The sequence below is a fragment of the Butyricicoccus faecihominis genome, assembly GCF_024462775.1.
Taxonomy (GTDB): domain Bacteria; phylum Bacillota; class Clostridia; order Oscillospirales; family Butyricicoccaceae; genus Agathobaculum; species Agathobaculum faecihominis_A.
The window spans coordinates 17,947-29,992 of record NZ_JANGCE010000009.1 but is presented as its reverse complement, the minus strand read 5'-3'; the positions used below and the strand labels follow the sequence as shown (position 1 = coordinate 29,992).

9 protein-coding genes are annotated in these 12,046 nt (G+C 55.7%); 3 read left to right on the top strand and 6 right to left on the bottom strand.

The window, feature by feature from the left end; translation table 11 throughout:
* Positions 1–16: 16 nt before the first annotated feature.
* The 3 genes from NE562_RS06700 (at position 17) to NE562_RS06690 (ending at position 4,959) form a co-directional block, all read left to right on the top strand.
* Positions 17–2,011 (top strand): DNA gyrase/topoisomerase IV subunit B, encoded by a 1,995-nt coding sequence (locus NE562_RS06700; RefSeq protein WP_280961640.1) that lies wholly within the window; start codon positions 17–19, stop codon positions 2,009–2,011.
* A 232-nt stretch (positions 2,012–2,243) separates the two neighbouring features.
* Complete coding sequence (locus NE562_RS06695) at positions 2,244–2,465, top strand: hypothetical protein (RefSeq protein ID WP_280961639.1); 222 nt, start codon at positions 2,244–2,246, stop codon at positions 2,463–2,465.
* 286 nt (positions 2,466–2,751) lie between these two features.
* A complete protein-coding gene (locus tag NE562_RS06690) occupies positions 2,752–4,959 on the top strand; it encodes a DNA gyrase/topoisomerase IV subunit A (protein ID WP_280961638.1) in 2,208 nt (735 codons plus the stop codon).
* A gap of 56 nt (positions 4,960–5,015) precedes the next feature.
* On the opposite strand, the gene NE562_RS06685 is transcribed toward NE562_RS06690, so the two are convergent.
* From NE562_RS06685 to pepV, 6 genes are all read right to left on the bottom strand, one after another.
* Positions 5,016–6,371 (bottom strand): MATE family efflux transporter, encoded by a 1,356-nt coding sequence (locus NE562_RS06685; RefSeq protein ID WP_280961637.1) that lies wholly within the window; start codon positions 6,369–6,371, stop codon positions 5,016–5,018.
* A gap of 102 nt (positions 6,372–6,473) precedes the next feature.
* A complete protein-coding gene (locus NE562_RS06680; protein WP_280961636.1) occupies positions 6,474–7,049 on the bottom strand; it encodes a TetR/AcrR family transcriptional regulator in 576 nt (191 codons plus the stop codon).
* A 448-nt stretch (positions 7,050–7,497) separates the two neighbouring features.
* Complete coding sequence (gene cysK / locus NE562_RS06675) at positions 7,498–8,427, bottom strand: cysteine synthase A (RefSeq protein WP_280961635.1); 930 nt, start codon at positions 8,425–8,427, stop codon at positions 7,498–7,500.
* Positions 8,428–9,023: 596 nt separating this feature from the next.
* Positions 9,024–9,527, bottom strand: a complete 504-nt coding sequence (locus NE562_RS06670; protein WP_280961634.1) for a hypothetical protein — start codon at positions 9,525–9,527, stop codon at positions 9,024–9,026.
* A 25-nt stretch (positions 9,528–9,552) separates the two neighbouring features.
* Entirely contained in the window at positions 9,553–10,644 is a 1,092-nt protein-coding gene (locus NE562_RS06665; protein WP_280961633.1) for a dipeptide epimerase, read from the bottom strand.
* A 19-nt stretch (positions 10,645–10,663) separates the two neighbouring features.
* On the bottom strand, positions 10,664–12,028 hold the full coding sequence (gene pepV / locus NE562_RS06660; RefSeq protein ID WP_280961632.1) for a dipeptidase PepV: 1,365 nt from the start codon (positions 12,026–12,028) through the stop codon (positions 10,664–10,666).
* Between the last annotated feature and the right edge of the window lie 18 nt (positions 12,029–12,046).

The following is a 12,046-nucleotide window of genomic DNA, read 5'->3' as shown; positions in this document are numbered from 1 at the left end:
GGAGTGCAAAAAAAGCATGAGTAAGGCAAAGCAGCATTACGGAAACGAAAGTATTTCCTCGCTCAAGGGCGCGGATCGCGTGCGCAAGCGCCCGGGCGTTATCTTTGGCTCGGACGGGCTGGAGGGCTGCGAGCACGCGGTTTTTGAAATACTTTCCAACTCAATCGACGAAGCGCGCGAGGGCTACGGCAGCGAGATCACCGTGACCCGGTACGAGGACGGTTCGATCGAGGTGGCCGACCAAGGACGCGGCATGCCGGTGGAGTGGAACGCGGCGGAAAACCGCTATAACTGGGAGCTGATCTTTTGCGAATTGTACGCGGGCGGCAAATACCAAAACGACACCGGCGAAAACTATGAGTTTTCGCTGGGTCTTAACGGCCTTGGCACGTGCGCCACGCAGTACTCCTCCGAATATATGGACGCTACCGTCGTGCGCGACGGCTTTGAATACAGCCTGCACTTTGAAAAGGGCGAAAACAAGACCGGCACCAAGGAAGGCTTCATTAAAAAGGAGACGACCTCGAAAAGGACCGGCACCAAGATTCGCTGGAAGCCCGATCTTGAGGTGTTCACCGATATCCGCGTGCCGCTCGATTATTATCAGGACACGCTCAAGCGGCAGGCCGTGGTCAACAATAAGCTGAAATTCATCCTGCGCGACCAACAGGGCGGCAAGTTTGAAACAAGCGAGTTTTTATATCAAAACGGCATTGTCGACTATGTGCAGGAGCTGGCCGGCGGGACGCCGCTCACCTCCGTGCAGTTTCTGGAAAACGAAAGGCGCGGCCGCGATCGCGCGGACAAGCCGGAATACAAGGTGAAGCTTTCCTGCGCGTTCTGCTTTTCCCCAAGCGAGCAGCGGCTGGAATACTATCATAACTCCTCGTGGCTGGAGCACGGCGGCGCGCCGGACAAGGCGGTGCGCTCGGCTTTTGTTTCCGCGATCGATGGGTATATCAAGCAGATCGGCAAGTACACCAAAAGCGAGAGCAAGGTCACCTTTCAGGACGTGGCGGACAGCCTCGTGCTGGTGACCAACTGCTTTTCCACCCAGACCTCGTACGAAAACCAGACCAAAAAGGCCATCACCAATAAATTCATTCAGGAAGCGATGACCGACTTTTTAAAGCAGGGTCTGGAAATCTATTTTATCGAAAACAAGGCCGAAGCGGACAAGATCGCCGAGCAGATTCTCATCAACAAGCGCTCGCGCGAGCAGGCCGAAAAAGCGCGCCTTAACATCAAGAAAAAGCTTTCCGGCAACCTTGATCTGGCCAACCGCGTGCAGAAATTTGTCGACTGCCGCACCAAGGACGTTGCGCGCCGCGAGATATACATCGTGGAGGGCGATTCGGCGCTCGGTTCGGTCAAGCAGGGCCGCGACAGCGAGTTTCAGGCCATCATGCCGGTGCGCGGCAAAATACTCAACTGCCTGAAAGCCGATTACGATAAAATTTTCAAAAACGATATCATCACCGATCTTTTAAAGGTGCTCGGCTGCGGGGTAGAGGTGCGCAACAAAGCCTCCAAGGACCTTTCCGCTTTTGACCTGAACAGCCTGCGGTGGAATAAAGTCATCATCTGTACCGATGCGGACGTGGACGGCTTCCAGATCCGCACGCTGATTCTGACCATGCTGTACCGCCTAACGCCCACGCTGATCGAAAAGGGCTTTGTCTATATCGCGGAATCGCCGCTTTATGAGATCGAGTGCAAGGGCAAAAGCTATTTCGCGTTCGACGAAACCGAAAAAGCCGCGATCATCAAAAAGCTGGAAGGCAAAAAGATGCTCATCCAGCGCTCCAAGGGCCTTGGCGAAAACGAGGCCGACATGATGTGGGAGACCACCATGAACCCGGAGACCCGCCGCCTGATCCGCGTCGAGCCAGAGGAAGCCAAGGCGACCAGCGATATGTTCGACCTGCTGCTCGGCGACAACCTCGCGGGCCGCAAGGAATATATCGCGGAAAACGGATATTTATATTTAGAGCTGGCCGATATCTCGTAAGAAGATCCATTATGCTTTGCGGGGTGTCTGAAGATAGTTGTTGGGGCGCGTTTACCCGGAACGGAGAGATTTTGTGCGGAAGGTCAAAATTGTGTGCGCGTTCTGGATTTTAGCAATGGCGGACTTTTGGCTTTTTTGCTGGTCCTATCGGAAACCGACGGTGCTATTTTTTATTGGCGGCGCAGTATCGCTTTATATCTTATCAAAGATACCGCAAGGGATCGTCCGGCGGTTGGCTAAACAAAACGGCAAAGCGACGTTTGAGCACCTGTTCGGCGTTTGGCAAAACGCCAAGTGGCGCAGAAGTAAGGAAGAACTGCTTGCCGGTCCGCCAGAAATGCGGCGGGATCTAACGCTGATGGAAGCGCTGCGGCAGTGGATCGCCCTTGCCCCATTGTTTGGCGTATGCGCCGTATTCATATGGTTGGGTGCGATATTGCTGGAAATTTTATAGCATACCTAACGTGCGCGGTGAGGTCACCAATGTCGTTAAGATAAGTTTTATTGCATTGTCATTCTGAGGAACGTAGTGACGAAGAATCTCGCGCGAATGCGCGATTTTATGATGGGACCGCGCGTTCGCGCGAGATCCTTCGCTTCGCTCAGGATGACAAAATCATTAACCAAATGACATTGGTGAGGTCACCCCGCGGCGCGCCCATACCCTTCCTCATAAATCTGCTTTCGATAAAGATTTCCATGCGGCACATATGCCGCTGGCTGAAAAGGTGAACAAATAAATGGCTAAAAAACCCGAGAAAAAAGAATATAAAGAGCATCCGTCCACGCCGCAGCGCATCACGGATACGCTGCGCGAGAACTATATGCCCTATGCGATGAGCGTGATCGTGTCCCGCGCCATCCCGGAGATCGACGGCTTCAAGCCCTCGCACCGGAAGCTGCTGTACACGATGTACAAAAAGGGGCTGCTGAACGGCAACCGCACCAAGTCCGCCAACATCGTGGGCGAAACGATGAAGCTCAACCCCCACGGCGACGGCGCGATCTATGAAACCATGGTGCGCCTGACGCGCGGCAACGAAGCGCTTTTAAATCCCTTTGTTGATTCCAAGGGCAACTTCGGCAAGGTCTATTCGCGTGATATGGCCTATGCGGCCCCGCGTTACACCGAAGCAAAGCTGGACGCTTTCTGCGCCGAGCTGTTCCGCGACATCGATTGCGACGCGGTTGATTTTGTGGACAACTACGACGGCACGATGAAGGAGCCTTCGCTGCTGCCGACGACCTTCCCGAACATCCTCGCTTCCGCGAATACGGGCATCGCGGTCGGCATGGCGTCGAACTTTTGCGGCTTCAATTTGGCCGAGGTGTGCCGCACCGCAATCGCCTGTATCAAGGACCCGGCGCACGATCTGCTTTCCACCTTGCCCGCGCCCGACTTTTCGACCGGCGGCGAGCTGATCTACGATGAAAACGAAATGCGCGCCATTTATGAGAGCGGCCGCGGTTCGTTCAAGGTGCGCGCTAAGTGGGAATATCAAAAAAAGGAAAATATCATCGAGGTCACCGAGATCCCGTATACGACCACGATCGAAGCCATTATCGACAAGGTGGCCGAGCTGGCCAAGGCGGGCAAGCTGCGCGAAATCGCCGATATCCGCGACGAGACCGATCTTTCCGGCCTGAAACTGGCAATCGATCTCAAGCGCGGCACCGACCCGGATAAGCTGATGGCCAAGCTGATGAAGATGACGCCGCTCATGGACAGCTTTTCCTGCAATTTCAACGTGCTGATCGGCGGCTTGCCGCGCGTTTTAGGCGTTCGGCAGGTGCTGGACGAGTGGACGGCGTGGCGCACCGAATGCGTGCGCCGCCGCGTATACTTCGATTTGAACAAGAAGAAGGACAAGCTGCATCTGCTGCACGGCCTTGCCAAGATTCTGCTCGATATCGATAAGGCGATCCGCATCATCCGCGAGACCGCCGAGGAAGCCGAGGTCATCCCGAACCTGATGATCGGCTTTGGAATCGACCAGATTCAGGCCGAGTATATCGCGGATATCCGCCTGCGCAACATCAATAAGGAATATATCCTTAAGCGCACGCAGGAGACCGAAGCGCTTGAAAAAGAGATCAAAAAGCTCGAAGAGATCGTGGGCAGCAAGGCGAAGATCCGAAATATCATCGTCGCGGAGCTGGAGCAGGTGATCAAAAAGTACCCGTCCGAGCGGCGCACCAAGCTCGTCACCGCCGAAGCCGTGCCCGTGTTCGACGAGACCGAACACATCGAGGATTACCCTGTGCTGCTCTTCTTGACGCGCGAGGGCTACTTTAAGAAAATTACGCCTCAATCCTTCCGCATGGGCAGCGAGCACAAGCTCAAGGAAGGGGATGAGATCGTTTGGCAGACTGAAACGACCAACAAGGCGGAGATCATCTTCCTGACCAACATGCAGCAGGCCTACAAAGCCCGCCTGTATGATTTTGACGACTGCAAAGCCTCCGCGCTGGGCGACTATCTGGCCTCTAAGCTCGGCATGGACGAAGGGGAAACGCCGGTGTTCGCGTTCCAGCCCGGCGATTACAAGGGGATCATGGCGGTCGTGTTCCAGAACGGCAAGGCCGCCCGTTTCTCGATCGACAGCTTTGAAACCAAGACCAACCGCCGCCGCCTGACGGGCGCGTACTCGGGCAAGTCGCCCGCCGTTCAGTTCTTCTTCCCGGTGGATGAAACGACCGAGATCACCATGTTTTCCACCGCGAACCGCGCGCTGACCTTCCGCGCGGGCATGCTGGATATCAAGGCCAGCCGCTCGACACAGGGCGTACAGGCGATGGTGCTGCGCGGCAAGCACACGGTCACCCGCGCCGTCCGCATGGAGGACGCGGCGCTTACCGATAACGGCCGCTACCGCTGCCGTTCCATTCCTTCCATTGGAGCTTTGCTGACGGATGAGGATCTGCCGGATAAGCAGCTGACGCTTTAATGTCGTATGGCTGAAAGGGCTGTGAAAACCGTAAAGGTTTTCACAGCCCTTTTGTCTTAACTTGCGGACGTGCTTTCGCTTTGCCATGCGTTTGCTTTCAGAACAAAAAACACGGTTAGCAGGGTCGAAAAAAGGTCGGCCGCCGGCTGTACGCAGATCACGCCGGTCAGGTCTAACAGCCGGGGCAGGATGAATATGAGAGGAAAGAAGAAAATACCCTGCCGGCTCAAGCTGAGCGCGCTGCCGATCAGGCTATTTCCAATCGCCAGATAGAGGGAAGCGTACACCATTTGAAATCCAAAGGTGATGAGCAGCACGGCGTTCAGCCGCAGCGCCTTGCTGGCCAGCGCGATCATCTGCGCGTCGCTTCCGAAAAGGGAAACCACCGGCCCGGCAAATACGATCAGCGCCGCCGCCGCGATCACGCAAAAGGCGGTCGACCAGATCAGGCACAGCTTGATGGATTGTTTCAGCCGAGCCGATTGCTTTGCGCCGTAATTATAGCCTGCAAACGGCTGAAAACCCTTTAGAAAACCGAACACGACATAGGTGGACACGGTCATGATACGGGTGACGGCCCCCATGGCCGCGACGGCATAATCGCCATAGGGCTTGGCAGCCGTATTGATCAGCCCCATGGACGCGCTTGCCAGAAATTGAAACAGGAGCACGGGAACGCCTATTTTTAAAATTTCGCCGTAAATTTTTCCCGAAATTGTGATCTTGCGCGGCGAGAAACGCAGCACCCCCTTCTTTTTTGCGATATAGCCTAGATAAAGCGCCATATTCAGGCACAGAGAGAGCACGGTGGCAATCGCCGCGCCCTCGATGCCCAGCTTCATGCCATAAATCAGGATGGGGTCCAAAATCACGTTTGCAAGGCTGCCCGTCAGCATAGCGGCCATGGTAAAGCGGGTAGCACCCTGCGCGGTAAGCAGGTTGTTCATGGATACGGTGAACACGTTGATGATAGAGCCCGCGACATAGATTTTCGCGTAGGCGCGCGCATAGGGCAGAATCGTTTCCGTAGCGCCGAGAGAGGTCAGTACGGGATCGAGAAAAAGAAGGATGACCGCGATGATCGCGCCGCCTAATAAGATACCGGAGAAAAGCGCGGTCGAAGCGGTCCGGTCCGCCTGCTCGTGATCGCCTTTGCCGAGCAAGCGGGAAATGTAAGAGGAAGCGCCCGCGCCGAACATCATGCCAAGGCCAATGATGATTTGCACGATCGGGAACACAACGGATACGGCGCCCATTTGGCTGAGCCCTAACCCGCCCACGAAATATGCGTCGATCACGTTGTACAAGGCGGAGATCAGCATGCCGACCATCGTCGGTATGCCCAGCTTGAGCAGGGCGGAAGCAACGTTCGCTTCCCGCAAAAGATAGAGGTGCGTGGATTTTTCAGACATGGTCATGTCCTCCTAAAATGGTTTTATATGATCGGCAAAGCCGGGATCATTGACGAAAAATGAACGTTAGTTCAATATTGTTCAATAAAAAAAGGAACCGGCCTAAAGGCCGATTCCGGATAAATACATTTTGGATAATTTATGAAGGGTCATAACAGCCCATTCCTTTCCCTTATCATGATACATGATCTGCATCAGGCCATCAACAAAGTTGCTTGCAATGATATGGACAAAAACCTCATCCGCGGTCTCGTCGTTACAGTGCTGCGCCAAATGTTTCTCTATTTCGGCGATAAAGCGATCCTTTTCATGGTCGTACTTGGTGCCGCCGCTTTGATCGATCAAAATAATAAATTCCTCGCGGTGGTCAAATAGGTCGAGCAAGCAGTCGATCTCGGCTGTGCTCAGTCCGTAAATAGCGTTGCCGCCGTGCATCCGCTGGGGTTCCTGCCGGTCACCCGCGCAGAGGACGCGCTCCCAATCGTACAGAACGGGGAGGAGTACGGCGTCGAAAAGCGCCTGCTTGTTTTTATAGTAAGAGTAGATCAGGCCGGTCGGTATTTTGGCCCTTTGGGCAATGCTGCGCATAACAGCCGCCTGATAGCCCTTTTCAAAAAATTCCGCCAGCGCGGCCTTTAAAATATTCTCGCGGATTTCATCCTTTAACACCTGCGGCATAGCGTCCTCCAATATTGAACTTATGTTCAATTATAAGGCGGAGCATACGCTTTGTCAAGGAACAAAAAAGCGCATTGCAGAAAATTCCGCAATGCGCCACAGCTTATCAAAGAACCCTTCGCGCCGCAGCGCGTATAAAATAGGATTTTGTTTCAAGAAACAAAATTCATAAAAACCGGGAGCAGAAGGTGAATTGGCCGTAGGCCAAGAGAGGCCGGCCTGGGCCGTGTATCTCGGTTTGCTCTCATTTAATCGCCGCACGGCGGCGGTCAGTGGATAGAGGCCTACGGGCTATACAAACCGACTTCAAGTGTGCCTAAAAGGCGCGCGCAGAAGCCGGAATTCTCGATCGAAATGGGGCTTTGTTTCGATCGACAGACTGTCAAAACTTGTTTTTTGACAGTCTGAAGCGCATTGCAGAAAATTCTGCAATGCGCCCAGCGATGTATCATTCGTCGAACAGTGGGGTGGAGAAGTACCGCTCGGCGGTGTCGGGCAGCACGGTAACGACCGTTTTGCCGGGGCCGAGCTTGCGCGCCAGTTGGATCGCGGCGGCTACGTTGGTACCGCTGGAAATGCCGCACATCAGCCCTTCCAGACGGGCGAGGTCGCGCGCGGTCTGAATGGCTTCGTCGTCGGACACAATGTACAGGTTATCGTAAATTTCCGTATTCAGGTTTTTGGGGATCACGCCGTCGCCAATGCCCATTTGCAGGTGCGTGCCGATCGACCCGCCGGACAAAATGGCCGCGTTTTCCGGTTCGACCGCCCAAATTTCCAGTCCCGGGTTATGCTCCCGCAGCACCTCGCCGATGCCGCTGATCGTACCGCCCGTACCAAAACCGGCGCAGAAGCCGTCGATCGGGCCGCCAACCTGCTCTAAAATCTCAAGCGCGGTGTGCGCGCGGTGCACGGCGGGATTTGCCGGGTTGTCGAACTGCTGGGGAACAAATACCTTGGGATCGCTCGTGGCCATATCCATGGCCTTTTGCAGGCACTGATCGATGCAGTCCCCAATATTGCCCGCGTCGTGCACGAGGATGACCTCGGCCCCGTAATGGCGGACGAGCTTCCGGCGTTCCTCGGATACCGAATCCGGCATAATGATGACCGTGCGGTAGCCCTTTACCGCGCCGCACAGCGCAAGGCCGATGCCTTGATTGCCGCTTGTCGGCTCGACAATGATGGTGTCCGGGCCGATCAGACCGCGCTTTTCCGCGTCCTCAATCATGTTCAGCGCGGTGCGCGTTTTGATCGAACCGCCTACGTTAAGGCCTTCGTACTTGACCAGCACCTCAGCGCCGCCCTCGGGCGCCATATGGCTCAGTCGCACCATCGGCGTGTGGCCAACGGCCTCTAGAATATTGCTGTAAACCATGTTAAATGATCTTCCTCTCAAACGTGTTGTCCAATAGCTATTATTATAACACAGTTCATTCTATATGGGTAGGAGAGAATTTGTTTAAAAAGGTGATACGGTCAGTATACAAAAATGAAGTTCTCAGTGTATGAACTGAGAACTTCATTTGGTGTTTCATTGGAGCGGCGGTGAGGTCACCAATGTCCTTCGGTTAAGAATAACTGACTCCTATACAACATAGCGCCGCCCTTTGGCCTCCCCTCGTCGGGGCATATGCGTAAACTGAAGCAGCGTATGCATAGAGCGCTCTTTGGGCTTCCCCCGACGAGGGGAAGCTGGCACGGCGAAGCCGTGACTGATGGGGGGCGCATGAATGGGCAGCATGATGTGCGTGGCTGCCTTAAAGTGCGCTATTCGTTACGCCCCCCATTCGTCACGCGCCTACGGCGCGCGCCACCTTCCCCTCGTGGGGGGAAGGCTAGAAAACGGTCTTTGGCCCCCGCGCATTGCTTAAGTTTACGCATATGCCTCGTCGGGGGAAGCCCAAAGGGCATTTGCTACCCAATTAGTACTTACTCACTCTTAACTAAATGACATTGGCGGGTCACCCCGTCCTACGGCATATGTGATTCATGATGCCTTTCCGCCTTTTTACCGAACAGCACAAATAAGTACGGCACAAAGAGGGACACGATGATACCGCCCCAAAGGGGAAACGCGGGAAAAATCTGAAACACGCCCTGCAAAAAGGCAGAGGAAAACTGTATGGGCAGGCCAAGCAGCAAAAACAGGGTTATAGGATAAGCCCCCATCAACTGCACGACCTTTTCAAGAACCAGAAAAACGACGTGATACACTACGACGAGCGAGGCGGACAGGGCGAGTTCACGGCGGGTCATGCGCCGAGCAAACAGCAAACCCACCAGAAGGAACAAAACCAGACCCATACCGACTAAAATCAACGTATGGGGAAGATTAATCACCTCGGAGCTATACACGCCGTTCGCGTCCGGCAGCAGCGCCCGCGTAAGTTGAAACGCAGAAACGAAGTCTGTGATCGTCAGCACAATGCCACAGACCGTGCAGAGCAAGGGAATACGTAAATAGGGATGGTCCATATCAAGCACCTCCCGGCACGATACATTAATCGAGGTATGTAATCTTTTCGATCCCCTTAATCCCAAGACCCGGCTCGTCGGAAACGGTGATGTCCTTTTCATGGAACACCGCGCCGCCGAGGATAGGATCCTCCAGACAGAGCACGGGGCCGTCCAGATCGACCTTGGTGATGATCTGCTTAGCGCAGGCCAGATGAATCGCCGCGTTGACCGAAATTTTTGCTTCCAGCATACAGCCGATCATACACTCGACGCCGTAAACCTCGGCGGCGGACGCAATCTTGAGCGCGTTGTACAGGCCGCCGCACTTCATCAGTTTAATATTGACCAGATCGGCCGCGCGCATCTGCATGATGGTCAGCGCGTCGGAGGGGCCCTGCACGCTTTCATCCGCCAACACGGGAATCGATACGTTGTCCGTCACGTATTTCAGACCGACAAGGTCGTGCTGATGCACCGGCTGCTCGACAAATTCGATGTCCAGCCCCTTGTCCTCCATCTGGCCAAGGATGCGCACGGCTTCCTTGGGCTTCCAGCCCTGATTCGCGTCGATGCGGATACGCACATCCGAACCGACCTCCTTGCGGATGGCCTCCAGCCGCTTCAGGTCGAGCGGCGCGTCCTTGCCGACCTTGCATTTCAGGCAGTCGTATCCACGGTCGATCGCGTTGCGCGCGTCGCGGGCCATTTCCTCCGGATCGTTCACACTGATGGTGATGTCGGTAACGATCTTACTGCGGCTGCCGCCCATCAGCTTGTAAACGGGAATGCCGTAAAGCTGGCCGTAAAGATCCCACAGCGCCATATCGACCGCGGCCTTGGCGCTTGTATTCTTGAGGATACAGGCGTTCAGCGCGAGCATCAGGTTTTCAAAATCATCCACCTCGCGGCCGAGTATAGTGGGGACGATGTGGTCGCGGATCGCGCCGATGATCGCGCCCGCGGTATCGCCCGTGACCGCGCCGGTCGGCGGCGCTTCGCCATAGCCGATCGCGCCCGTGTCGGTGTGAATCTCAACGATAACGTCCTCCACCGAGGAAACCGAGCGCACCGCCGTTTTGAACGGCACGCGCAGCGGCACGGAGATCTTGCCCAGTCTTACTTTGGTGATTTTCATATAATGTTACGCTCCCTTCTCACTTCGCCAGCTCGAACATGGCCGAGGCGATGATCTCGGCGTTTTGCAGCAGGCGTTCAACCTCCATATACTCATCCGGCTTGTGTTCGCGCACCTCGTCGCCCGGGAAGATCGGCCCAAAGGCCACCAGATTCGGGATCGACTTGGCATAGGTGCCGCCGCCGATGGATTTTAAAACCGCTTTGTCGCCGGTCTCGGCTTCGTAAACGCGGGATAGCTTTGCAATCAATTCGCTTTCGGGCGGCATATAAATGGCGGCCTTGTGGCGCATTTCGGTTTCGGTAAAGCCCGCTTCGGCAAAGGCGGCGCGCAGCGGGGGCGCGGCTTCGTCAAAGGTCCTCGTAACGGGGTAGCGCACGGAAAGCGTGACGGATACCTCGTCCTCGCCGCCGCGGATCACACCTAGGTTGACGGTCAGATCGCCCGAAAGCTCATCGCGCATGGCAAGACCCAAATGCTCGCCGCGCGTTTCCATGCCAATGCGCTCCGCCAAAAAGGTCAGCGTTTCCTTTACATCGCCTTCGGTCAGCGGCAGTTGTAAAAGCGCCTGCGCCAGACGGCCAATGGCGTTTTCGCCTTGCTCTGGCGTGGAACCATGCGCCGAAACACCCTGCGCTTCCACACGGATGCCGCCTTGGATTGGCGTTGCGGTCACTTTATCGACATGTATCCGATCCGCCGCTTCGGGCGGGCAGGAAAGTTCGGCAAAGGCGAAGGCGGGGGACACGTTGGACGCCGTGCCGCCCTCGATCCGGCGCAGGTGATACGCGCCGTTTTGGCGCAGCTTGCGGCTGTAAGAGCAGTTCATAATGCCCTTTTCACCGTTGATGATCGGATATTCGCCATCCGGCGTAAAGCCCATGACGGGGATTTCGCCGCCCTTTTCCAAATAGTACTTCATATCCTGACAGCCGGTCTCCTCATTGGTGCCGAACAGCAGACGGATGCGGCGGGAAAGCGGCGCGCCCGCATCCTTTAACGCGGCCAGCGCGTACAGTGCCGCCACGGTGGGGCCTTTATCGTCCATGGTGCCGCGCCCATATATGCGGCCGTTTTCGATCTGGCCGCCAAAAGGCTCGCGCGTCCAGCCGTCGCCCGCGGGAACGACGTCCAAATGGCCCAGAATGGCCACCATTTCCTCGCCCTCGCCATACTCGCACCAGCCCACGCGCCCGTCCATATCGGTGGCCGGAAAGCCCAGCTTTTCGCAAAGCGCCAGCATCTGGTCAAGACTTCGCCGGACCTCGGCCCCGTAGGGCGCGCCGTTCTCCGCCGGGCCTTCGACGCTGGGGATGCGGATAAGCGACGCTAGATCGGCAAGCAAGTCGTCCTGATGCTGCCGGAGATAAGCTTTAAAATCCATCCTTGTCCTTCCTTTCCT